22 protein-coding genes and 1 pseudogene are annotated in these 23,686 nt (G+C 62.9%); 8 read left to right on the top strand and 15 right to left on the bottom strand.

The genetic code is table 11. The features are described 5' to 3' along the window. Nucleotides 1–9: 9 nt before the first annotated feature. The 4 genes and pseudogenes from metF to AD663_RS02165 all read left to right on the top strand — a co-directional run bounded on the left by metF (nt 10) and on the right by AD663_RS02165 (nt 4,984). Nucleotides 10–855: a methylenetetrahydrofolate reductase [NAD(P)H] gene (metF, locus tag AD663_RS02180; protein WP_003177534.1), complete on the top strand. Its 846-nt coding sequence runs from the start codon at nt 10–12 to the stop codon at nt 853–855. Between the two features lie 83 nt (nt 856–938). Continuing rightward, the gene (locus AD663_RS02175; protein WP_003177533.1) at nt 939–2,021 is read left to right on the top strand and encodes a hypothetical protein; all 1,083 of its coding nucleotides are present in this window, start codon (nt 939–941) and stop codon (nt 2,019–2,021) included. 55 nt (nt 2,022–2,076) lie between these two features. Beyond that, a pseudogene (locus AD663_RS02170) lies at nt 2,077–2,887 on the top strand (substrate-binding periplasmic protein); the annotation flags it as partial. A 231-nt stretch (nt 2,888–3,118) separates the two neighbouring features. Further along, nucleotides 3,119–4,984, top strand: a complete 1,866-nt coding sequence (locus AD663_RS02165) for a DEAD/DEAH box helicase (protein ID WP_003177531.1) — start codon at nt 3,119–3,121, stop codon at nt 4,982–4,984. Between the two features lie 395 nt (nt 4,985–5,379). Here AD663_RS02165 and AD663_RS02160 read toward each other — a convergent pair whose 3' ends face one another. The 3 genes from AD663_RS02160 to AD663_RS02150 form a co-directional block, all read right to left on the bottom strand. Beyond that, nucleotides 5,380–5,976 carry a YceI family protein gene (locus AD663_RS02160; RefSeq protein WP_053213189.1) on the bottom strand — a complete coding sequence of 199 codons (597 nt, stop codon included), beginning with the start codon at nt 5,974–5,976 and terminating at the stop codon, nt 5,380–5,382. A 32-nt stretch (nt 5,977–6,008) separates the two neighbouring features. Continuing rightward, a complete protein-coding gene (locus AD663_RS02155) occupies nt 6,009–6,560 on the bottom strand; it encodes a cytochrome b (protein WP_003177529.1) in 552 nt (183 codons plus the stop codon). A 301-nt stretch (nt 6,561–6,861) separates the two neighbouring features. Further along, the gene (locus AD663_RS02150) at nt 6,862–8,628 is read right to left on the bottom strand and encodes a flavin monoamine oxidase family protein (protein ID WP_053213188.1); all 1,767 of its coding nucleotides are present in this window, start codon (nt 8,626–8,628) and stop codon (nt 6,862–6,864) included. 224 nt (nt 8,629–8,852) lie between these two features. Between AD663_RS02150 and AD663_RS02145 the strand changes: the two genes are divergently transcribed. Together AD663_RS02145 and AD663_RS02140 are read left to right on the top strand one after the other, a co-directional pair. Then, nucleotides 8,853–10,259, top strand: a complete 1,407-nt coding sequence (locus tag AD663_RS02145) for an adenosylmethionine--8-amino-7-oxononanoate transaminase (RefSeq protein ID WP_053213187.1) — start codon at nt 8,853–8,855, stop codon at nt 10,257–10,259. A gap of 171 nt (nt 10,260–10,430) precedes the next feature. Then, entirely contained in the window at nt 10,431–11,150 is a 720-nt protein-coding gene (locus tag AD663_RS02140; RefSeq protein ID WP_053213186.1) for a 16S rRNA (uracil(1498)-N(3))-methyltransferase, read from the top strand. 148 nt (nt 11,151–11,298) lie between these two features. Here AD663_RS02140 and AD663_RS02135 read toward each other — a convergent pair whose 3' ends face one another. Together AD663_RS02135 and AD663_RS02130 are read right to left on the bottom strand one after the other, a co-directional pair. Continuing rightward, nucleotides 11,299–12,201 carry a transporter substrate-binding domain-containing protein gene (locus AD663_RS02135; RefSeq protein WP_003177525.1) on the bottom strand — a complete coding sequence of 301 codons (903 nt, stop codon included), beginning with the start codon at nt 12,199–12,201 and terminating at the stop codon, nt 11,299–11,301. A gap of 23 nt (nt 12,202–12,224) precedes the next feature. Then, a complete protein-coding gene (locus tag AD663_RS02130; RefSeq protein WP_053213185.1) occupies nt 12,225–13,466 on the bottom strand; it encodes a D-amino acid dehydrogenase in 1,242 nt (413 codons plus the stop codon). 105 nt (nt 13,467–13,571) lie between these two features. Here AD663_RS02130 and AD663_RS02125 point away from each other — a divergent pair, with 105 nt between their 5' ends. After that, a complete protein-coding gene (locus tag AD663_RS02125) occupies nt 13,572–14,495 on the top strand; it encodes a LysR family transcriptional regulator (RefSeq protein ID WP_003177523.1) in 924 nt (307 codons plus the stop codon). Here the strand turns inward: AD663_RS02125 and AD663_RS02120 are convergent. After that, entirely contained in the window at nt 14,483–15,100 is a 618-nt protein-coding gene (locus tag AD663_RS02120; protein WP_003177522.1) for a hemolysin III family protein, read from the bottom strand. The two genes, AD663_RS02125 and AD663_RS02120, sit on opposite strands and share 13 nt — an antisense overlap. Nucleotides 15,101–15,377: 277 nt before the next feature. Between AD663_RS02120 and AD663_RS02115 the strand changes: the two genes are divergently transcribed. Further along, nucleotides 15,378–16,292, top strand: coding sequence for a LysR substrate-binding domain-containing protein (locus AD663_RS02115; RefSeq protein WP_003177521.1), 915 nt, complete (start codon nt 15,378–15,380; stop codon nt 16,290–16,292). 111 nt (nt 16,293–16,403) lie between these two features. Here AD663_RS02115 and madM read toward each other — a convergent pair whose 3' ends face one another. From madM to mdcA, 9 genes are all read right to left on the bottom strand, one after another. Beyond that, nucleotides 16,404–17,168, bottom strand: coding sequence for a malonate transporter subunit MadM (gene madM / locus AD663_RS02110; RefSeq protein ID WP_003177520.1), 765 nt, complete (start codon nt 17,166–17,168; stop codon nt 16,404–16,406). 1 nt (nt 17,169) lies between these two features. Further along, entirely contained in the window at nt 17,170–17,586 is a 417-nt protein-coding gene (gene madL / locus AD663_RS02105; RefSeq protein WP_033045882.1) for a malonate transporter subunit MadL, read from the bottom strand. Nucleotides 17,587–17,652: 66 nt separating this feature from the next. Further along, nucleotides 17,653–18,573, bottom strand: coding sequence for a malonate decarboxylase subunit epsilon (mdcH, locus tag AD663_RS02100; protein ID WP_003177518.1), 921 nt, complete (start codon nt 18,571–18,573; stop codon nt 17,653–17,655). Further along, nucleotides 18,570–19,193: a malonate decarboxylase holo-ACP synthase gene (locus tag AD663_RS02095; RefSeq protein WP_053213184.1), complete on the bottom strand. Its 624-nt coding sequence runs from the start codon at nt 19,191–19,193 to the stop codon at nt 18,570–18,572. The genes mdcH and AD663_RS02095 overlap by 4 nt, the downstream gene beginning before the upstream one ends. Continuing rightward, nucleotides 19,187–19,990, bottom strand: coding sequence for a biotin-independent malonate decarboxylase subunit gamma (gene mdcE / locus AD663_RS02090; RefSeq protein ID WP_053213183.1), 804 nt, complete (start codon nt 19,988–19,990; stop codon nt 19,187–19,189). The genes AD663_RS02095 and mdcE overlap by 7 nt, the downstream gene beginning before the upstream one ends. Further along, a complete protein-coding gene (locus tag AD663_RS02085) occupies nt 19,987–20,838 on the bottom strand; it encodes a biotin-independent malonate decarboxylase subunit beta (protein WP_053213182.1) in 852 nt (283 codons plus the stop codon). The genes mdcE and AD663_RS02085 overlap by 4 nt, the downstream gene beginning before the upstream one ends. Beyond that, a complete protein-coding gene (locus tag AD663_RS02080; protein ID WP_003177514.1) occupies nt 20,831–21,130 on the bottom strand; it encodes a malonate decarboxylase subunit delta in 300 nt (99 codons plus the stop codon). The genes AD663_RS02085 and AD663_RS02080 overlap by 8 nt, the downstream gene beginning before the upstream one ends. Beyond that, nucleotides 21,130–22,005 (bottom strand): triphosphoribosyl-dephospho-CoA synthase, encoded by an 876-nt coding sequence (locus AD663_RS02075; protein ID WP_003177513.1) that lies wholly within the window; start codon nt 22,003–22,005, stop codon nt 21,130–21,132. Before AD663_RS02075 ends, AD663_RS02080 begins: the two co-directional genes overlap by 1 nt. Further along, nucleotides 22,006–23,676 (bottom strand): malonate decarboxylase subunit alpha, encoded by a 1,671-nt coding sequence (gene mdcA, locus AD663_RS02070; protein WP_053213181.1) that lies wholly within the window; start codon nt 23,674–23,676, stop codon nt 22,006–22,008. Nucleotides 23,677–23,686 lie beyond the last annotated feature (10 nt).

Genomic DNA, 23,686 nt, shown 5'->3' with positions numbered 1-23,686 from the left:
GATATGACCATGTCCCAAGACCGTCGCTACAGCTTCGAGTTCTTCCCGACGAAGACCGATGCTGGGCATGAAAAACTCATCGCCACTGCCCGTCAGTTGGCCAGCTACAACCCCGACTTCTTCTCCTGCACCTATGGCGCCGGCGGTTCGACCCGTGACCGCACGATGAACACCGTGTTGCAGCTCGAAAGCGAAGTCAAAGTCCCGGCCGCACCTCACCTGTCCTGTGTGGGTGACAGCAAGGAAGACCTGCGCAGCCTGCTGACGCAATACAAGGCCGCGGGCATCAATCGCATCGTCGCCCTGCGCGGTGACCTGCCCTCCGGCATGGGCATGGCCAGCGGCGAGCTGCGCCATGCCAACGAACTGGTGAGCTTCATTCGAGAAGAAACCGGGGAGCATTTCCACATCGAAGTGGCCGCCTACCCGGAAATGCACCCCCAGGCGCGTAATTTCGAAGACGATCTGCTCAATTTCGTGCGCAAGGCCAAAGCCGGCGCCAATAGTGCGATCACGCAATATTTCTTCAATGCCGACAGTTATTTCTATTTTGTTGAGCGTATCCGCAAGATGGGTGTCGATATTCCTGTGGTGCCGGGAATCATGCCGATCACCAATTACAGCAAGCTTGCGCGCTTTTCCGACGCGTGCGGTGCAGAAATCCCGCGCTGGATCCGCAAGCAGCTGGAAGCCTACGGTGATGACAGTTCCAGCATCCAAAGCTTCGGCGAGGAAGTCATCACGCAAATGTGTGAGCGTTTGTTGCAGGGCGGTGCGCCGGGGCTGCATTTCTATACCCTTAATCAGGCCGAACCCAGCCTCGCCGTCTGGAACAATCTTAAACTGCCACGTTAATGACTTAATTCGCAGGTACAAGAAGGCCTTGGCGAACACCAAGGCCTTTTTTTCTACCCAAGAAAGCTGGAGGAATGCAGTAGATGCCCAATGGTCACAGGCTAACGACCCCCCAACTCATTTATCTGGTCTACGGGGCCGAGACCTATCACCAGGAAGCGCTGTTCAGCATAGCCAGTGCGTTGGCCGGTCTGCGCAAGACCCCGGGCGAAGCGCTGGATATCCAGGTGTTCACCGATAACCCCGCGCCGTACGAAGGGCTGCCGGTACGATTGCGCCCCTTGGATCACGAAACCCGCCAGGCCTGGATCGAGCCCCACGGATATCACTTCCGTGCCAAGCATGTGGTGATGCAAAAAGTGCTGGAAGAGGTCGAGTTAGCACTGCTGATCGACACCGATACGTTCTTCCACAGCTCCCCCCTCGATCTGTTCCGCCGTATCCGGCCGGGCACGTTGCTGTGCAACGCCTTTGGTCTGCCTTATGGCGCCAACAAGGACTCGGTGCTCTACCTGACGTTGGCAGACACATTGCGCCAACGGCAGTTGGCCGACGACCACATGCCCTTGCTGAACTCTGGAGTGATCGGCCTCACCTACGTGGACGCGTCCGTACTGGATCGCTCGATCGCCTTGATGGATGAGCTTTACCCGCTGGCGAAGGGTGCCTACACCCTGGAGGAATTCTGCCTGTCGGTGGCCGCCTATCGCTCGGTGCAGGTGCGCGAATGCCCCGACCTGATCCATCATTACTGGAGTCGCAAGCAACTGTTTCGCGCCAAGACCAAGGCCTGGCTCGACAAACACGGTGCCGCGCCCCTCTGCCAGCAAGCATTGGATGAAACCGGACAAGTCACCGCTACGCTGCCCAGGCCCCCGACATTTCAGCGCCTGGCTTATAAATTGATCACCCTGGCGCTACCCCGTCATAAGCGGCAATTCATGCGTGAGATTCTCTATGGTTGCTACCGCCACACCAATCAGTTCGATCAGGCGTGCGCCCCGGTCTGGTGGGAAAAAGCCCTGGAAAACCTCGAAAATCGCCTGAAAAAGCCATTACCGGATCACGAGCTCAAACACTGGCTCGATCATCCACTGATCCGCCTGGTACTCGGTGAACGCCGCACAGCCATCTACCAACACCTGATGCAGGCAAAGGACAACTGAGGCGCAGGCCAGAGCGCTCTAGCTATTTGATGAGCTCTCGTCGTAACCTCAGGCCATGCCCGTCATTGCCCACCTACTGACTATTATTTTCCTCTTGTGCCTGAGCATGGTTGCCCGGGCCGAGAAGTTGCGCATCGTCACTGAACCCTGGGCGCCATACGTCTACGAAGAGAACGGCAAGGCCCTGGGATTGGACTACGAAACCACCGCCATTGTGTTCAAGCGCCTGGGTATCGACGTGGAATGGCAGTTCCTGCCATGGAAGCGTTGCCTGGCGATGCTGGAGCAAGGCCTCGCGGACGGTGCGCTGGACATTTTTCACAGTGACGAGCGCGAAGCCACGCTGCTCTACCCCAGCGAGCCGCTGTCGGATGTGGAGTTCGTGATGTTCTATGCCAATGCCCGGCCCCACCCGTTTCGTACCCTCGATGACCTGCGAGGCCTGACTGTCGGGACGTCGCCCGGTTACTTGTACAGCCAGGCATTCAGTGAGTCGCCGCTGTTCGAGCGTGAAACAGCACCGACCCACGAAGCCAATTTCGGGAAGTTGCAATTGGGCCGCATCGACCTGCTCATCACCGACCGCAGGGTGGGCCGGCATCTGCTTGAGCAAATGCGACTGGGCGACCAAATTACCGAAAACCCGCTGGTGGTCAGCCGTCAGAGCCAGTACCTGGCGGTGCGGCGCAACGCCGGGATGGATTTGCTGGTGCAGCGTTTTGGCGCCGAACTCAAGCGGTTCAAGCGCGAACCGGGCTATGCCGAGCTGAGCGCCCGCTATGGCGCCGGCCCGATTGCCAAGGCTGCGCCACCCGACCCGGCCCAGACTGAAATAAACCGTTGAGCAGCAGGAAAGCGGCGCGCGGCGTTTGCTCTGTTATACTCGGGCCTTCCCGCCAGGCTCACGCCCGGACGCCCGGTCTTGCAAAAGGCATCCCGACACCGCTACAGCGCAGCTTCCAGCCCGCGCGAGCCTTGTCCGGACTCGCTTTTCAGACCCGGCAGGACCGGACGGGATGACGTCTTTTAATTGAACGTCATTCGCGCCGGGCAAGACTATCCCATTGGGCCAGGCCCTCACTAGAACAGGATTACTCATGTCCTTTGCTTCCCTCGGTCTCTCCGAGGCTTTAGTCGGCGCCATCGAAGCCGCCGGCTACACCCAGCCTACCCCAGTGCAACAGCGGGCCATTCCCGCCGTGTTGCAAGGTCGCGACCTGATGGTCGCGGCACAGACAGGTACTGGTAAAACCGGCGGTTTCGCCCTTCCGATCCTGGAGCGGTTGTTTCCCAACGGTCACCCAGACAAATCCCAGCGTCATGGCCCGCGCCAACCGCGCGTGCTGGTCCTGACCCCCACCCGCGAACTGGCTGCCCAGGTGCACGAGAGCTTCAAGATCTATGCTCGCGACCTGAAATTCGTCAGCGCCTGCATTTTCGGCGGTGTCGGCATGAACCCCCAGGTTCAGGCCATGGCCCGTGGCGTCGATGTGCTCGTGGCCTGCCCCGGCCGCCTGCTCGACCTGGCCGGCCAGGGCAGTGTCGACTTGTCCCACGTTGAAATCCTCGTGCTGGACGAAGCCGACCGCATGCTCGACATGGGCTTCGTCCATGACGTGAAGAAAGTCCTCGCCCGCCTGCCTGCCAAGCGCCAGAATCTGCTGTTTTCGGCGACGTTCTCCAAGGACATCACGGACTTGGCCGGCAAGCTGCTGCACAACCCGGAACGCATCGAGGTGACGCCGCCCAACACCACGGTCGAGCGCATCGAGCAGCGCGTATTCCGCCTGCCAGCCAGCCACAAGCGTGCACTGCTGGCACACCTGATCACCGCTGGCGCCTGGGAACAGGTCCTGGTGTTCACGCGCACCAAGCATGGCGCCAACCGCCTGGCCGAATACCTGGACAAGCATGGCCTGCCGGCCGTGGCGATCCATGGCAACAAGAGCCAGAACGCTCGCACCAAGGCCCTGGCTGATTTCAAGGCCGGCGAAGTGCGCATCCTGGTTGCCACCGACATCGCCGCCCGTGGCCTGGACATCGATCAGTTGCCTCACGTGGTCAACTTCGAGCTGCCAAACGTCGATGAAGACTATGTGCACCGTATCGGCCGCACCGGCCGGGCCGGTCGTTCGGGCGAAGCGATCTCGCTGGTCGCGCCGGACGAAGAAAAACTGCTCAAAAGCATCGAGCGCATGACCAAGCAGAAAATCGCCGACGGCGACCTGATGGGCTTCGACGCCAGCACTATCGAGGCCGAAAAGCCTGAAGTGCGTGAACGTCCGGACGTGCGTAACCCACGCAATGCTCGCGGTCCACGCGGTGACGGTCCGAATGGCACAGGCGGTGGCGGCGGTCGCAAAGACAAAGGCAAGGACAAGGGCAAGGAAAAACCTGCCAGCAACAGCCGTGGCGAACGCCCGGCTCGCGAACAGAAGCCCCGCGAAGGTACCCCGGCTCGTGAACAACAGCGTCCGGCACCACGCCCCGCGGCTGATCGTGCCCCGGACGAGTTCCTGGACGACGATGTCGATAACTTTGGTAACCGCGTCGACTACGTACCGCAGCAGAAACCGGCCCAAGGTCGCGGTCGCCGCCCAGGTGCCCCGGCGGCAGGCGCAGCAGGTGCAGGCGCCCCGCGCGGCGGCCAGCCACAAGGTCGCCAGAACGGGCCACGCAACAGCAACGGCTCGTCCACCGGCACCCCGCCGGCCAAGCGCAGCGGCCCACGTAACGGCGCACCCCGTGACGGCCAGGCTCGTCGCGACGACACTCGCCCTCGCCGCCCGGCCCGTGACGAGCAGCCTCGCCCGGAACCGGCCGTACAGAACCCGCGTGGCAACCAGCCCAAGATCATGCACAAGGAATCGAAAGCCGATCGCTTCCCGACGCCTGAGCAACTGGATCAACTGCCTAGCCGCCCACGGGGCGAGAAGCCAGCGTTGCTGACCCGCAATCGCTGAGTTTTTCCAAGCCTTGAAAAATGCCCCAGGTCTTGCGACCTGGGGCATTTTCATTCGGGCGCCACTAACCTGAATGCGGGAGCGAGCAAGCCCGCTCCCATAGGGTAATGCTGTTCATAAGGCAATCGACGAACCCGTGGCGAGGAAGCTTGCTCCCGCTGGGCCGCGAAGCGGCCCCAAAATCTGCAAAATGCGGAGCATCAGACACACCGCACCCGCCGGTTTACGACTGCTTCGCAGCCGAGCGGGAGCAATCTCTGGCCACAGATCCGTCATCTTTCTTAAATGAACAGCGTTAGCTCCCAAAGGGGATTGCGCTGTTTGTTTGATTTTCACGTGGCAATAAAAAACGCCCCTGATCGCAAGACCAGGGGCGTTTTTTGTCAGTGCGAAGATTACTTCGCTTTGACACCTTCAAACGACACGTACAGCTCAACGGCGTCGGATTGTGGACCCAGGTCCATCATTTTGCCGAAATCGGAACGCTTGATGCTGGTGGTGCCCTCGAAGCCGGCACGGTAGCCGCCCCATGGATCCTTGCCTTCACCCAGGAAAGTGGCCTTGACCACGATTGGCTTGGTCACACCGTGCAGGGTCAGGTCGCCGGTCACGTCGGCAGTGTCCTTGCCGGCAGCATTCTTACCGGTAGGCTTGACGCTGGTCGACACGAACTTGGCATCGGCGTACTTGGAAACTTCCAGGAAGTCTTTGCTGGCGATGTGCTTGTCGCGTTCGGCGTGGTTGGTGAACACGCTGGCGGTGCGCACGTTGAACTCGATCTTGCTGTCTTCAGGCTTGGCGGCGTCGAAGCTGAACTTGCCGTCGATGTCCTTGAAGGTACCGGTGATGTAGCTGTAGCCCAAGTGGCTGATCTTGAAGTCGACGAAGGCGTGCTGGCCTTCCTTGTCGACGACGTAGTCGGCGGCCATGGCCTGGCCGGCCGACAACAGTGCAGAACCGATTGCCAGGGCGGCGAGCGTCTTTTTCAACATGCTTTATATTCCTTTGGAGTCGAGGTTGAACATCAGGCTTGGCGCCCCAGCATTCGCTTGAGGGTCGCGTCACGGTCAATAAAGTGGTGTTTCAGTGCTGCCAACGCATGAAGGCCGGAAAAAATGACCAACGCCCACGCCAGGTACAGGTGAATCTCGCCAGCGACGTCTGCCTGATCGGGCAGTCCGGACACCAGCGCGGGTACTTCAAACAGGCCAAACACCGGAATCCCGACACCGTCTGCGGTGGAAATCAGGTAACCAGCGATCATCACGGCGAACAACCCGAGATACAGTGCGCTATGACCAAGCTTGGCGCTGATACGCGTCAGGCGGCCATAGCTTTGCAGGGTCGAGGGCGGCGGGCTGACAAAACGCCAGATCACTCGCAGCAACATGACCGCGAGCAGCACCAGGCCAATGCTCTTGTGCAGGTCCGGCGCGTCTTTTCGCCAAGTGCTGTAGTAATCCAGACCGACCATCCACAAGCCCAGGGCGAATAGCCCGTACACCGCCAGCGCGACGCCCCAGTGCAGAACGAGGCTGACCCAGCCATAACGAGAAGCAGAGTTGCGTAGCTGCATTGCTCATATCCTGTAAAAACTGCGACCAAGACTAGCGAGTTATCTATCGATTTAAAGCGGAAAATTTCGCTTTGAAATATCGAGAAATACGATCATCAGTCTGGTGGGGGTGGGTTAAGGAAAGATTAAAGAATAAATGATGGGTGATGGCGAGGGCACAGGCAGCCGTTGGGGTCCGTAGGGACCTCATCGCGAGCAAGCTCAGGTAGAGCACTGCCCAAGCAGGCCGGATATTTCGCGCTGATGAATAGGCAAAAAAAAGCGCGACCTCAGGGCCGCGCTTTTTTTTTACGCCTGAACGTTATTGAGCCTGGGTCTCAGGGGTCGCTGCCGGTTTCGCCGTTGGCTTCTTCGCTGGCTCTGCCTTTTTCACCGGGGCCTTTGCCGGGGCTTTTTTAGCCGGGGTCTTGGCTGTCGATTTCTTCGGCGTGGCTTTGGCCGCTGCCTTTTTGGTCGGCTCGGCTTTTACCGGTGCCGCAGGTGCAGGTGGCGCAACCGGCGCTGGAGCGGGTACCGGCGCTGGGGCTGGGGCCGGAGTGGGCGCGACCGGCTCGGGGGCCTTGACCGGCTCCGGCTTCTTGTCGTCATCCGAGCCACCGAACAGATTGGTGAAGAAGTTGCCTTTCTTCGCCGCCACTGCACCGGCCGCTGCCGCCGTCGCGGCCGGAACGACCTTGGCTGGTTCGAACGACTTGCCCGCGGCCAGGTCTTCAACCTGGCTGGCTGCCCGCTGACCACTGCGCAGGGCGCCTTCAAGGGTGCCAGGGTAGAGGGTGTCGGTGTGCTCGCCGGCAAAGGCTACGCGCTGCAATGGTTTTTCCCACAGGCGCCAGTATTTGCTGATCTGGCCGGGACCAAAGGCCAGGTAGGCGCCGCCCATGGAGGGATCGGTGCTGTAGCGACGGATTTCATAGCCGGTAAAGGCGCCACGGGCCTGTGGATAAAACGCGTGCAGGCGGATCAGCACCTGGTCGACCATCTGCTTGTCGCCGAAGGCCTGCATCACCCGGGCATTGTCGCCGGACAGGTTGATGACGACGTTGGCGCCGCCCTTCATGGCCGGCTCGATCCACATCATGCCCAGGCCTGCGTTGCTGTAGATCTCGCCCGACATGCGCGCCTTGCTGTCCCAGACCGGGGTCTTGAACTTGAGCATGATCTGGTCGCGCCAACCGTAGTTGGTGCCCTTGATCGCGCCTTGATGCTGGGCATCCAGGGCCGGCGTCAGTTGGATCTTGTTCAGGGCCCGCAAAGGCACGGCCAGCACCACATAGTCGGCCTGATAGCCAACGCTGCCGACCTTGACGGTCACGCCGTCCTTGTCCTGGTTAATGGCCGATACCGGCGAATTGGTCTTGATGGTTTTCAGTTGCTTGACGAACGCCTGGGCCAATACCGGGCTGCCACCGAGCAGGCGCGAGGCCCGCAGGTCGCGGTCGGCCACGCCACGATAGACCCGGCTCTGCTGTGCGAAATACAGCAGCGACAGGCGCGAAGGTTCGTCGTAGCGGGTGCGGATTTCCTGGTTGACCAGTTGTCGCGCAGTGGCCGGCAGTTGCAGGCGGTCGAGCCAGTTGGACACGGTGATCTGGTCCAAGGCATGCAAGGTGCTGTTGGCAGCCGGGTTCTGCGGGTCCTCGATGGAGCGCGCCAGGTCGTCCAGGGTAGTTTCGTAGCGCTTGATGGCTTCGGCGGTGGCTGGCTGCTTGGTCGCCAGGTCGGCGGCGGTGAAGTAGGTGCCGTCGATCAGGTAGCTGGGGGTACGCACGAATTCCGGTGCCGGCGTGGTGCTCAGCTTGAATGTGGAAACGTATTTGTTCAGCACCGGCTGGGTCTTGTCATTGCCGATCCACTCGCTGGTGGCCATGCCAGAGCGGCCGCCCAGGTCAGGCTTGGCTTCGAGCAGCGTCACCATCCAGCCCTTGTTCTGCAACTCGTAGGCTGCCGTGAGCCCCGCCAGTCCACCGCCGATGACGATGGCCGTCGGTTGTTTGTCCTTGGCCAGCGCCGAAACGCTGAACAGCCCTATCATCACCAGCGCACAGGCGCGCAGCCAACCAGCAGACATTCAACGAACTCCGGAATAAAACGTAGGAAATTTCAGTTATTGGAGCCAGGCGGCTCAGAGAACGGCGAAGAATACGTCAGCCATCAAAACGCCGCCAGCGACGTCTATCGCCTCGCCCAAAGTAGCCGGTACGACACAATGGGTTGTCCCCAGGGCCGCCATTGCATAGGCTTGCGCGATTGTTTTGCCCGCGCCCGCCGCGAGCCGCCTCGAGGAGACTGTAAATGGGCCTGAATAACCAGTGGATGCAACGGGATCTCGCGGTGCTGTGGCATCCCTGCACCCAGATGAAAGATCATGAACAGCTGCCGCTGGTCCCCATCAAGCGCGGCGAAGGCGTGTGGCTGGAAGACTTCGAAGGCAAGCGCTACCTTGATGCCGTCAGCTCCTGGTGGGTCAACGTGTTTGGCCACGCCAACCCGCGCATCAACCAGCGGATCAAGGATCAGGTCGATCAGTTGGAACATGTGATCCTCGCCGGATTCAGCCATCAGCCGGTGATCGAACTGTCCGAGCGCCTGGTGAAGATGACGCCCGATGGCCTGACCCGATGCTTCTACGCCGATAACGGCTCGTCCTGCATCGAAGTGGCGATGAAGATGAGCTTCCACTACTGGATCAATCGCGGCCGACCGGACAAGAAGCGCTTCGTCACCCTGAGCAACAGCTACCACGGCGAAACCATCGCGGCGATGTCGGTGGGCGACGTGCCGCTGTTTACCGAAACCTACAAGGCGCTGCTGCTCGATACCCTCAAGGTGCCCAGCCCCGACTGCTACCACCGCCCCGAGGGCGTGAGCTGGGAGGAGCACTCGCGCACGATGTTCGCCGCCATGGAGCAGACCCTGGCCGAACACCACGACACCGTCGCGGCGGTGATCGTCGAGCCGCTGATCCAGGGCGCGGGCGGTATGCGCATGTATCACCCGGTGTACCTGAAGCTGCTGCGCGAGGCCTGCGACCGCTACGGCGTGCACCTGATCCATGACGAAATCGCCGTGGGCTTCGGCCGCACCGGAACGATGTTCGCCTGTGAGCAGGCCGGCATCACGCCGGACTTCCTCTGCCTGTCCAAGGCCCTGACCGGCGGCTATCTGCCGCTGGCGGCGTGCGTGACCACCGATGAGGTCTACAACGCCTTCTACGATGACTATCCGACCCTGCGCGCCTTCCTGCATTCCCACAGCTACACGGGCAACCCGCTGGCCTGCGCGGCGGCCCTGGCGACGCTGGATATCTTCGAAGAAGACAACGTCATCGAAAACAACAAGGCCCTGGCCCAGCGCATGGCCAGCGCCACCGCGCACCTGGCCGACCATCCGAACGTGTCCGAAGTGCGCCAGACCGGCATGGTCCTGGCCATCGAGATGGTCAAGGACAAGGCCAGCAAGACCGCCTATCCGTGGCAGGAGCGACGTGGCCTGGCGGTGTTCCAGCATGCCCTGGAGCGCGGTGCGTTGCTGCGCCCGCTGGGCAGCGTGGTGTATTTCCTGCCGCCGTATGTCATCACGCCCGAGCAGATCGACTTCCTCGCCGAAGTGGCCAGCGAAGGCATCGACATCGCGACCCGGGACAAGGTCAGCGTGGCGGTGCCGAAGGACTTCCATCCGGGGTTCCGTGATCCAGGCTGACAGGCAATTCTCTGTGGCGAGGGAGCTTGCTCCCGCTGGGCTGCGAAGCGGCCCTAAAGAAGAGCGGGCGCTGCGCCCTGGAGCGCCAGCCCGGCCGAGCGGGAGCAAGCTCCCTCGCCACAAAAGCACCCTCGCCGCAATGTCGAATTCAGATTCAATAGAGAACTAAGCATGAGACTGTCCCGCTTCTTCATCGACGCCCCGCTGAGCCTCGGTGATCACGAGTTGCCCGAAGCCCAGGCCCATTACATCGGCCGTGTGCTGCGTATGGCCGAAGGCGATGCGGTGCAGGTATTCGACGGCTCCGGCCAGGAGTTTCGCGGCACGCTGGCCGAGGTCGGCAAGAAACGCGTGCGGGTGCAACTGGACGATCAGTTCGCCGGGCAGGTTGAGTCGCCGCTGCATATCCACCTCGGCCAGGGTTTGTCGCGGGGCGAGCGCATGGATTGGGCCATCCAGAAAGCCACCGAACTGGGCGTCAGCGAGATCACGCCAATATTCAGCGAGCGCTGCGAAGTACGCCTCAAGGACGAGCGCGCCGATAAACGCCTGCTGCACTGGCGCCAGGTGGCGATCAGCGCCTGCGAGCAGTGCGGGCGCTCCACCGTGCCGCTGATCCATCCGCCGCTGCTGTTGGCCGATTGGCTGAAGCAGACCGAGGCCGAGCTGAAGCTGGTGCTGCACCCCGTCGCCGAACCGCTGGTCAGCCACGCCAAGCCGTCGACGCTGGCGTTCCTGATCGGCCCCGAGGGCGGCCTGTCGGATGCCGAAGTCGAACAGGCCAAGACTGCTGGCTACCACGCCGCCCGACTCGGCCCCCGCGTACTGCGCACCGAAACCGCGCCTGTGGTGGCGTTGGCAGTGGCGCAGCAGTTGTGGGGGGATTTCTAGTCATCGCAGGCTTCGCAGCCGCCGAAGATCACTCGTGGGAGCGGGCTTGCTCGCGAACGCGGTGTGTCAGCCAGCATAAATAGTGACTGACGCACCGCTTTCGCGAGCAAGCCCGCTCCCACAGTGGCCCCGTGGATATCCGGATGACTTACTGCACCGGATCACTCGTCGGCTTGGCAATGATCGCCTTCAACTCGCTGGTCATCGGGAATTCCAGGTTCAAGCCCTTGGGCGGGATCGGTTTCTGGAACCAACGGTCGTAGATGTCGTTGATCTCTCCCGACTTGTACAGATCCGCCAGGGTCGCGTTGACCAGCGCCAGCAATTGCGGGTCGTCCTTGCGCACCATGCAGCTGTAGATTTCCCGCGACTGCTCTTGGCCTACGACCACCCATTTGTGCGGATCACGGGCCTTGGCCCGCTCGCCATAGAGCAGCGCATCGTCCATGTAGAACGCCGCCGCACGCCCGGTTTCGAGCATCTGGAAGGCCTCGCCGTGGTCCTTGGCGCTGATGACGAACATGTCGAGCTTGTTGTCCTGGTTGTAGCTTTTCAGGAAGCGTTCATTGGTGGTCCCGGCGGTGGTTACCACGTTCTTGCCGCGCAGGTCGGCGAAGCTATTGATGCCACTGTCCTTGGCCGTCAGCAGTTGGCCCTTCACATAGATGAAGCCGTAGGAAAACGCCACTTGTTTCTGTCGCTCGGCGGTCACCCCGGTAGAGCCACACTCCAGGTCCACGGTGCCGTTTTGCACCAGCGGGATGCGGGTCTGGGAAGTGACCAGGTTGTATTTGACTTGCAGTTGCGGCAGCGCCAGTTGTTTCTGGATACGCTCGACGATCTTGCTCGCCAGGTCCACCGAGTAACCCATCGGCTTGCCGCTGCTGTCACCCACATAGGAAAACGGCACCGAAGCATCGCGATAACCCAAGGTAATGCTATGGGAGCTGGCGATTTTCTCCAGCGTGCCGCTCTGGGGCGCCTCATTGGCGTGGGCCTGGACAGTCAACAGCAGGCTCAGGGTGCAGCCGATCAACGTGATTTTTTGCATTGTTATTCTCCGTTGGGGGTGGGTCAGGCAACGCGGGGCGTGAGGCCCTGCAAATCGATGGAAGGCGGGCGTCGGCGGATCAGCTCGCTGAGCAAGCGGGCGCTGCCGCAGGCCAGGGTAAAACCCAAGGCGCCATGGCCGAGGTTGAGCCATAGGTTACGGTAGCCGGTGGCGCCGATCAGCGGTACGCCGCTGGGAGTGGCCGGGCGCATGCCGGCCCATTCGATCGCATGGGCATAATCCCCGGCCAGGGGAAAGGTCTCCACGGCCTGGCGTTTGATCAGGGCCAGGCGCTTGGGGTCCGGTGACGGGTCGAAACCAACGATGTCCACCATCGCCGCGACGCGCAGCTGTTCGCCGATGCGCGCGTAGACCATCTTGCGGTCGTAGTCGGTGATGCTCAGCTCCGGCGCCCGATGCTGCGCGCCGATGGGCACGCTCAGGCTGTAGCCTTTGAGCGGGTAAAGCGGCATGCGCAAATCGGGCAATGCGAGCGCGGCGCTGCGGTGGCCGGCGGCGATCACCAAGTGCTCGACCGGCAACTGTTGTCCGTTCAATTCAACGGCCCGGACCGTTCCAGCGCCATGGTCAATGGCAGTCACCGGATGTCCCAACAGGAATTCGCAACGCCCCGAAGCGCGCAGGCGGGCCGCCAATCGCTGGCAAAAGGCGTGACAATCGGCGACTTCTTCATCCGGCGTATAGATCCCGCCCACGAACGGTACATCAGCCAGGGCCGGTTCCAGGCTCGCGCATTCAGCGGGGCCAAGCACTTGTTGATGAGCGCTGTCCGCCAGCCCTTGCCGCGCCCGCTGGAAATGCCCGGCGTCGCGGAACGTCACCAGCTTGCCGTTGCGCCGCCAGTCGAAACCGTCGAGGCCGTCGTCTTCACGCCAACCCTGCAAGGTGGCTTGGCTCAACAGTGCCAGGCGCAGCAGGTGGCTGCCGTTGCGCCGGTTCACCGAGCTCCGGCAGGCACCGATGAACGCGGCCATCCAGCGCCACTGCGCCGGGTCCAGGCGGGGGCGCAGCTTGAGCGGCGAGTCCGTGCGCAGCATCCAGCCCAGCGCTTGCCAGGGCACGCCGGCATCCGCCAATGGGGCGACATAGCGGTAGGACAACTGCCCGCCATTGGCGAAACTGGTTTCGCTGCCCAGCGCAGCCCGGGCCTCCACCAACGTCACGTCGATGCCGTCGCGAACCAGCGCATAAGCCGTCGCCAAGCCGACCACGCCGCCGCCAATGATGCATACCCGCTGAACCATGTCCGCCTCACATCTGTTTCCGATAGGCGCAGATTAGGAGCAGGTGACAGTGCTCGAACAATGAATAAAGATAGCCCTCCTATAAACAAAGGTTATGGGCCCGTCATGCGCCTTCGCCACATCGAGATTTTCCAGGCCATCCGCCAGACCGGCTCCATCAGCGGCGCCGCGCAACTGCTGCACGTCTCGCAACCGGCGGTAAGCAAAGTGTTGCAGCATGCCGAGCAACAGCTGGGGTTCGCGCTGTTCCTGCGGGTGCGCGGCAAGTTGCAGGCCACGCCGGAAGCGCTGGAGCTGGAGCGTGAAGTCGACAAGGTTAGCGAAAGCCTGCAAGGCGTGCGACGGTTGGCCCAGAGCCTGCGCCGCGAGCCGGGGCACAGCCTGCGGATCGGCGCGACACCGGCCCTGGCCTTGTCGTTGATGCCGGCAGCGATCCACCAATGGACCCGCCGCTACCCGGACATCGCCTGTGAACTGTCCAGCGCTCACAGCCGCGAGCTGGTGCAAAACCTGTTGATGCGCGAAATCGACGTCGCCCTGACTCTGCAACCGCCCGAACACCCCGGGCTCAAGGCCCAGGCCCTGGCCAACGGCGTGCTGGTGGCCCTGGCGCCGAGCGGTTACTGGGGGGACGCGGCAGTGGGTCAGCCGATGCCGTTACAGGAGCTGGCCGGAGCACCGTTGATCGGCCTGTCCAGCGCTGACCCACTGTCGGCCAAGCTGGACGGTTATCTGAAGTCTGTGGAACCGCCGCCGCGCATCAGCATCTCCGTGCAGACGTATTCATTGGCCAGGGCGATGGTCGAGTCGGGTGCCGGGCTGGCGGTGATCGACCCGTTCACGGCCCTGGGCGCCTCGGACACCCTCACGGCGATCCGGCCGTTGTCGCCGCCGTTGCCCATTACCCTGTACGCCGTGACCCGGGCCAACGAGGCACCCGCCCATACCGTGGGCGCGTTGCTGGAAATCTTCGCCAGCCAGGCCCAGGCGCAACTTGATCGCCTGTTCGCGACCGCTCAGAGCACGTAGAACAGAATCGCCACGAAGTGCAGCAAACTGCCGGCCATGACAAACAGGTGCCAGATGCCATGGGCGTGGCGCAGCCGATGGTCGAGGGCAAAAAAGATGATGCCCACGGTGTACAGCACGCCGCCCGAGGCCAGCCAGGCAAACCCGGCACTGCCCAGGGCCGCCAGCAAGGGCTTGACCGCCACCAGCACGATCCAGCCCATCACGGCGTAGATCACGATCGACAGGATTCGCGCTTCGGAACGCGGCTTGATCTCCTGCAAGATTCCGATCAGCGCCAGGCCCCAGACGATCCCGAACAAGGTCCAGCCCCAGGGCCCGCGCAACGTTACCAGGCAGAACGGCGTGTAGCTGCCGGCGATCAGCAGGTAGATCGAAAAGTGATCGACCTTTTGCATGATCGCCTTTTTGCGCCCGCGCACGCTGTGGTAAACCGTCGAAGCGCTGTACAGCACCAGCAAAGTGAACCCGTAAATCGCCACACTGACGATCTTCCATGGATCGCCGGCCATCCCGGCAATCACCAGCAACCACACCGCGCCGATAAAAGCCGCCACCGCCCCGACCAGGTGCGTCCAGGCGTTGAGTCGTTCCCCGTGATACATCCCATCCCACCTCAATTTGCGAAACAGGCGCCAAGGCTCAGGCTTGGCGCTGCAAAGTGCAATGGTTTGCTCAAGCTACCTAACATTCAAGAGCGTGAGGTCTCTGTGGCGAGGGAGCTTGCTCCCGCTGGGTCGGTCCGACGTTTCGGGCGCAGCCGCCCTAAAAATCTGTGAGCGCTGCGCACTCAAGCGGGAGCAAGCTCCCTCGCCACGGTTATTTCCTCACCGCAAGAGTCGGTTGGGGCACAATCAGGCCATACGAATAAGAGCCTGCCCCATGTTGATCGACGAAGAATTGACCCTGAAGAAACTCGAGGTGTTCCTGGCTTTCATGCGCACCGGCAACCTGGCGCGGGCGGCGGCGGAGTTGCAGACCAGCAACGTCAGCGTGCACCGGGCCATCCATTCGCTGGAAAGCGCCCTGCGTTGTCCGCTGTTCAAGCACGAAGGCCGCAACCTCACGCCGCTGGAAAGCGCCTATGTGCTGGAGGAACGGGCGCAGAAACTGATCCAGGACGTGGTCGAAAGCGTGCGCCTGACCCGCGAAGCCGCCGGTTTTTCCGCCGAGCGCTTCAAGCTCGGCTCGCTGTATTCGCTGACGGTCAAGACCGTACCCCAATTGATCATGGGCCTGAAGATTCGCCGCAGCGAACTCAATATCGACCTGATCATGGGCTCGAACATCGACCTGTTGTACAAGCTCAAGAACATGGAAGTCGACGCGATCCTGGTGTCGCTGGACGACAGCGTCAACGACCCTGACTGCGAGCACATTGCGCTGTTTTCCGATGATATTTTCCTTGCCACACCAGCCGATTCACCCTTCGCCCAGCGGACCGAAGTGGACCTGGCCGAAGTGCGGGACGAGACGTTCATCACCCTGACCCAGGGCTTCGCCACGCACCAGGACGGCGTCCGGGTTTTCAAGCAGGCAGGGTTCGAGCCGAAAGTGGCGATGCAGGTCAACGATATCTTCACCCTGCTGAGCATGGTCAGCTCCGGGGTCGGTTATGCGTTACTGCCGGGGCGGATTGCGGCGGTGTATGAAAACCGGGTGAAACTGATCCCGTTGCAGGAAAAGTACCGGCTGCAACAGCACATCGGCGTGGTATTCCTGAAGGCCAAGGAGCGCGATCCGAACCTGCTGGCGCTGTTGGCCGAGTGCCGGATGTATGCCAATCGCCAGGCTTGAGATCTTGTGGCGAGGGAGCTTGCTCCCGCTGGGCTGCGCAGCAGCCCCAAAAGAGCGGGCGCTGCGCACCCGAGCGGGAGCAAGCTCCCTCGCCACCCTAAGCAATGCCGCTTAACCGACAATTCCGCGAACAATGAAGTAGAGCAACGACGGCCCCAGCAGGCACCCAAGCCCGGTATGGAAGGTCGCCGTCAACGCGCCATACGGCACCAGCCGCCGATCCGTCGCCGCCAAGCCTGCCGTCACGCCGCTCACCGTACCGGCCAGACCACCGAACACCATGGCCGAGCGTGGGTTATCCAGGCCCATCCAGCGAGCCGCCATGGGAGTGCCGACCATGACGATGATCGCCTTGATCAAGCCGGTCGCAATGGACAGCGCCATCACATCCGACGTGGCGCCAATCGCCGCACCGGTCACAGGCCCGACAATGTAGGTCACCGCGCCCGCGCCGATGGTGGTCATGCTGACCGCATCGCGATACCCGAACACCCAGGCAATGCTTGCGCCGACGATGAACGGCAGGATCGTGCCCAGCAGCAGCGCGATGGCCCCGATCATCCCGGCCTTTTTCGCTTCGGTGGCCTGCACCTCGAACGCCGTGGCGACGATGGCGAAGTCCCGCAGCATGGCGCCGCCCATCAAGCCAATGCCGGAAAACAGCGACAGGTCCGCCAGGCCTTTCTGCCCGCCAGTCATGGTTCCGCCCACCCAGGCCAGCACCAGGCCGATGACAATGGCAATTGCCGAGCCATGGACCCGCCCATAGGTCAGGCGCTTGGACAGCACCACCGACACCCACATGATTATGCCGACGAAGGCAAACGCCGTGACCAGGCCGTTATGTTCCAGGCCGCTCTTTATGAGATCCCACATATCAGCGGCCTCCTACTGGCGTGCCAAGCGGCGTGACTTCAGCTGGCTCATCGGGCAAGGGTTCGCCTTTGTGCGTCCGGCTGATCAGCGCGATGGTGCAGCCACAGAGCACCACCGAACCGATGGCCGCCAACACCGCCACCGGGCCGCCATGCAGGGCGGTAACGACGTTCTGTTGCGCGGCCATCGCAACCACCACGGGGATGTACATGGCGCCCCAGAAGGCGACGCCCATTTCGCAGTCCTTGGTCATGCCGCCGCGCTTTTGTGTCCATAGCCGCGCGCAGATCAGCAGGATCATCGCGATGCCGACCCCACCCACATTGGATTTGACGCCCAGCAATACCCCGAGCATGTCGCCCAGGATCACCCCTGTCAGCGTACAAATCGCCAACAGCGCCACACCGTAAATAATCATTGTCGTAGTCCTCAAAGTGCATCGTCGAAGTTGTTGTTTTTGTGCTTCGCCAGCTTGAGTCGGTGTCTAGGGTTGGCGGTTTCCCTCCTCACGCAACAGCGTTTGCAAGGTGTCGAGCCGCGCACCGTCGAAGGCAATCACGGTGCCCTGCTCGAACACCCGGCGCGCCAGCCCGGTGAGTACCGCACCGGGCGGCAGTTCGATTTGTAGCCGCACACCTCGCTCGTAGGCGCTTTGTACCGTGCCGCGCCAATCGACGACACGGCACATGTTGAATGCCAGGTCGTCGCGCAAGGCTTCGACGTCAACCACCGGCCGGGCGCGGCTGCCACTGAGGTAGCCCAGCGTGGGCCTCGCCATCGGCACGCTGGCAAAGGCTTGGGCCAATGCCCGGGCCGGCGCTTGCAGTAACGGACAATGGGACGGCACGCTCACCGCCAGACGGCACGCCCTGGCCGCGCCCTGGTTTCGTGCCTGCCCGGCAACGATACCCATCGCCTCGTCGCTGCCGGCAATGACGATCTGGTTGTCCGCGTTGATGTTGGCCAGGTAGACCGGCGTCCTGTCGCTGTGCACCTGCGCCAGCAAGCTCTCTACAGTCGCGAGATCGAGGCCGATGATCGCGGTCATGCCATAGCCGTTGGGATACGCCTGCTGCATCAGCTCGCCACGCAGGCTCACCAATCGCAACGCATCATCGAACCCCAGCGCACCGGCCACTACCGCCGCCGGATACGCCCCGATGGACAGGCCCGTGACGTAGTCCGGCGCAGGTGCCTGCTCCAACAATCGACGGGCCCCGGCGACACCGGCGATCAACAGACACAACTGCACGGCACGGGTCGATTGCAACGCCTTGGCGCTGTCCAGCTGCAATACATCTTCGCCAAGCACATCACTTGCCTCGGCCAGGATCTGCGGCGCCAAGCCATGGAGCATGCCCGCTCGCTGCGCGCCCTGGCCGGGAAACACGAACAGGCTGCTCACGCCACCGACTCCAACGACGACTGCCAGGGATCGATCACCAGCCGGGCGCATACATCATCCTTGAGCAAGACCTGGTGCGACGATCCTGCCCACTCGCGAAGGGCAACGGCGCCCAAAGGCGTCTGCAATTGCATATCCACAGCACACCCCACGGCGTCCAGTTGCGCCAGCAGTTCCCGGGCCCGGTCGCGGCCCAACGGCTGTGGCGTGCGCAGGATCAGGTCCAGGTCGCTGTGTTCATGCAGTGCCTCGCTGCCGCTGGCGAGCTCAAAACCGGCGCTGCCGCTGACACCCCAGACCCAGCCGCTGGCGTCGAGCAATGGCCGCAGCCGGGCCAACGCCTGCAACGCCGGCAAATTGCATGTCGACTCGACATGACCAAGCGCTTCCGGCGCTACGCGGCGCGACACCACAGCCATCGACATCGTCGTGGCATAACGTTGCTCGCGCAGGCGCCCGCGTATCCCGACCGCCACATGGCCCGGCGCCGCCAGCGCGCGGCGGACCACCACAGGCTGCCCGGCGCGGATCGACTCCACCGCCCATACCGGCGCATCCGTCGGCAACTGCTGCGCGGTCATGCCCCAGAGCAGGTCATGGGCCAGGAATCTGCTCACCATTGTTCCCTCAACAGTTGGCGAACCTGGCTCGACGCGGCGCGATGGGGCGCGCCCAGTCGGCTGCTCAAGTCCCGCGGCGCCCCGGCAATCTCATCGACGGCCTGGTGCAGACAATCGGTCACTCGCGCCAAGTCCGCCATCGTCGGCTGCTCGATCTGCTCCACCGACAGGGTTTCCCAGAGCAGCCCCAGGCTGGCAAAGCTGTCGATGTCATAGGCCATCGGCGGCACGCTGGTGGCCAGGGCTTCCAGTTCCTCGACGCTGCGCAAGGTCACCCGCGCCGCCGAAGCCTTGCCCATGGCATGGACCATCACACCCGGATCGCGCAATGCGATCAATCGGTTGGCCTGGTAGCCGTGGGCCAGGAACGCCCCGGACATCGCCTTGCCCACCAGCAAACCGATCACCGGATGCCCGGCCAGCCGCGCACGGGCATAGCTGTCTGCCGCGCCGGCCAATGCCTGGTGAATGCCGAGAGCTTCCTCCCGGCGGCCATAGGCCTGGCTCGGCACATCGACAATGGCCACCAATGCCCGCTTATGGGGGGCATCGCGGTCGGCCTCGATGGCGTCGTCCACGGCTTTGGCCAGGCCCCAGCCTTCGAGCAAACCGACTTCGCCATTGCGCGCACGAGGAAAGCGGCTGTCGGGATCAGCCACCACCGCCAGCAGGCGCACGTTCTGCCCAGCCAATTCGAGGTCAGCGACTTTCAACGAAGCGGGCAGTCCTTCCAGCGGTTTGGCGCCGCCGCTCAAGGCCTCGAACCAGCGCAAGCCTCTCAACGAATATGAAGTCATGGGCGTTCTCCCTGATACAGCTGGCGAACCGCGGCCGGTTCGATTTGCACGTCGGTGTCCAACCGGCCCAGGCGTTGCAGGAATAGTTCGGCCTGCCCGCTGCGGTGTTCAGCGGGAACACCCGTGTGCAGCAACTGGCTGACCTGCGTGCGGATCTGCGCCACATCGTCAGCCGAATAACGGTCCACCAGACCGGTGGCAAAGCGCTGTTCGCCGCCGGTCAGGCTCCAGATGAATGGCCGGTCGCGAGAATCGTATTCGTCGAGCCCGGCCTCCTGTTCGATCACTTGCGGGCCGTTCAGGCCCAGCCGCGCTTCCTGGGTCACCAGCAGATAACTGCACAACCCGGCGGCGATGGACATGCCGCCAAAGCAGCCGACGCTGCCGGCCACTACGCCAACCACTGGCTGATACTGGCGCAGATCGACAATCGCCGAATGAATGTCGGCGATGGCAGCCAGCCCGAGATTGGCCTCTTGCAAGCGCACCCCGCCGGTTTCCAGCAGCAATACGGCACGGGTCGGAACGCCGTTGCGGTTGTCCTCGGCGGCCAGTTCCAGCGCGCCGGCAATCTTTGCCCCGCCGACTTCGCCGAGGCTGCCGCCCTGGAATGCGCCTTCAATGGCGGCGATCACCACCGGCAGGCCATCGATGCGGCCCTTGGCAATCACCACACCGTCGTCGCTTTGCGGCACCACGCCCTGGCGCAACAGCCACGGCGAGATGATTCGCTGGAACGGGTCGAGCAGTTCGCGAAACGTACCCTCGTCGAGCAGGGCCTTGGCCCGTTGCCGGGCACCGAGTTCGACAAAGCTGTGCTTGTTGAGCAGCGCTGCACTGTCAGTCATGGCCGATCTCCTCGAAGCCTTGCTCCAGGCGCAAACGCACCACGCCAGGGGTCGCGCCGAAGTCGTGGATGTCGATGGCCAGGGCCGGCGGCGTCTGGCCATCGAACATGCGGGCGAACAGATGTTCCCAACGTTGTTGGCTGCCGTTGACCGAGGTTTGCACCTGGATGGTCAGCTTGCCTGCCAGCCCGGGTTCGATCAGCACTTCCAGGTCGCCCGAGCCAACACAGCCCACCAGCGCCCGACCCCGTGGCGGCTGCCCGGCGGGGAATTCAAAGGATAAGGTTTCCATCAGCACACTCCAGGGAAGAGGCCATCGCCGCGTTCTATGCGGTCGAGAAACAGGCAGGCGGCGAGCAGGTCGGCGGCGCCACCGGGCGAGGCGTTCAAGGCAATCAGTTGTTGGTCCAGCGCATGCAGTTGGCGACGACCGCCCAGGCTCGCACTGCCACCGGCATCGAGCACCGCTTTGGCGCCTTGTTGCATGGCCTGCAAGCCCGGCTCGCCGGCGCGGTAGAGCACACAGGTATCGGCCAGGGTGGTCATGATCGCCAGCAAGGCATCGAGCCGGGCGTTCTGCTCACCGGCACCCGCCGCGCGGCTGCGCTTGAGCTGCGGCAGGCCCAGGCCGGTGACTGCCGGAAAAGCCAGCTGCGCTTCTTCACGGGCGCCGCGCACGCCGTAGCGCTGCGTGACCTGGGCGCCATGGCTCATGGGTTGCGGCGCATAGCGGTCGTTGAGCAAGGCCAGGCGCGCAGCACGAACAGTGACTGCGCCGGCGCCGCAGGATTGAGGTTCCAGCGCCACCGCCGCCACCAGCAAGCCCAAGGCCCAAATCGCGCCACGGTGAGTATTCACGCCGCCCGTGGTGACGAGCATTGCGGCCTCACCCTCGCGGCCGATCCGTCCGAGGGCTTCGCGCAACGGCAAGCCGATCTCAGCGCACTCGACAGCCGCTTCGGCCATTGCCTTGAACGCCGGCCACAGCGACAGCGCCGAGGCGTGCATCAGGCCCAGGTGCAAATCCGTATGGGCGCCGCTGCCACGCCGATCCACCAGCGCCGGTTTGGGCGAGAGGTCGGCTTCGTCGATCAGCGCGTCCACCGCTACGTCAGCCAGGCGCTCGGCCAGGGACAGTTTTGCAGGTTGCAGGTTGTAGGCGTGCATTTACCAACTCCTGAACTTGGCGGGCGGGTTGTAGAGGCCACCGGACCATTCCACCAGGTCGGCCACACTTTTGGCGGCAAGCAGCTCGCGGGTGGCGTCGGTGCGGCGGATGCCGAGGTCTTCGGGCAACGCAACCAGCCCTTCGCGACGCATGCGCGCGGTGTCTTTCGGGTCGTGGCGCAAGCCGATAGCGGTGACACCGGCCACCGCCGCGATCATCGCCTGGCGCTCCTCCAGGGAACGAGCCTTGTACAAATAAGCGATGCCTTCTTCGGTGAGCAAATGGGTGACGTCATCGCCGTAGATCATGATTGGCGCCAGGGGCATGCCGGCTTTCTTCGCCACCTCCACCGCGTCGAGGGTCTCGACGAAGGTCGGTTTGCCGCCCTCCTGGAACGTCTCGACCATCTGCACCACCAGTTTCTTGCCGCGCTCCAGCAGCGGCGCCTCGCCGTCGCCATGGCGCATGTCGAGCCACGCCGGCGTGCCATGACGGCGACCGCGTGGGTCGTGGCCCATGTTCGGCGCACCACCGAAACCGGCCAGTCGGCCACGGGTCACGGTGGAGGAATGACCGTCGCCATCCACTTGCAGCGTCGCCCCAATGAACAGGTCCACCGCGTATTGCCCCGCCAATTGGCAGACCATGCGGTTGGAACGCAGCGAGCCGTCGCGCCCCGTGAAGAACACGTCCGGCCGGGCGGCGATGTAGTGTTCCATGCCCAATTCGGTGCCGAAGCAATGCACGCTTTCCACCCAGCCGCTTTCGATGGCCGGGATCAAGGTCGGGTGCGGGTTGAGCGTCCAGTTGCGGCAGATCTTGCCCTTCAAACCGAGAGATTCGCCGTAGGTCGGCAGGATCAGTTCGATGGCGGCGGTGTTGAAACCGATGCCGTGGTTGAGAGACTGGACGTTGTGTTTTTCGTAGATCCCACGGATCGCCATCATCGCCATCAGCACATGCACAGGCTTGATGTGGCGCGGGTCGCGGGTGAACAACGGTTCGATGTAGAACGGCCTGTCGGCCACCACCACGAAATCGACCCAGGACGCCGGGATATCCACCCGGGGCAAGTCACTGACGTCATCCACCAACTGGTTGACCTGGACGATGACGATGCCGTCGCTGAAGGCCGCCGGTTCGATCAGTGCCGGGGTGTCTTCGGTGCTGGGGCCGGTGTAGATATTGCCGGCGCGGTCGGCCATGAACCCGGCCGAGAGCACCACGTTGGGAATCAGGTCCACCACCAACCGGGCATAGAGCTCGATGTAAGTGTGGATCGCGCCGACTTCCAGCAGGCCATCTTCCAGCAACTGGCTGATGCGCAGGCTCTGGGTACCGGCGAAGGAGAAATCCAGCTTGCGGGCGATGCCGCGTTCGAACAGATCCAGGTGCTCGGACCGGCCGACACTGGGCATGATCATGTGTAAATCGTGCAGCTTCGAAGGGTCGGCTTTCGCCAGTGAGCGGGAGAGAAAATCCGCCTGCTTCTGGTTGTTGCCCTCCAGCACCACACGATCGCCAGGCAGGATCAACGCCTCCAGCGCCGCAACGATCTTGTCGGTGGGCAACACCACACCGTCGGCAAGCCCCTTCACCAGCTCGAGACGCCGCTGCTTCTCGCCGCGCCGCCGCGTCCAGCGCGAGTCGGGGGATATTGTTGTTGTCATGACCACTCCA

Source organism: Pseudomonas sp. Q12-87 (assembly GCF_001269755.1).
GTDB classification, from domain to species: domain Bacteria; phylum Pseudomonadota; class Gammaproteobacteria; order Pseudomonadales; family Pseudomonadaceae; genus Aquipseudomonas; species Aquipseudomonas fluorescens_S.
Note: the sequence above shows the minus strand (reverse complement) of the source record. Positions and strands in the feature narration are given on the sequence as shown.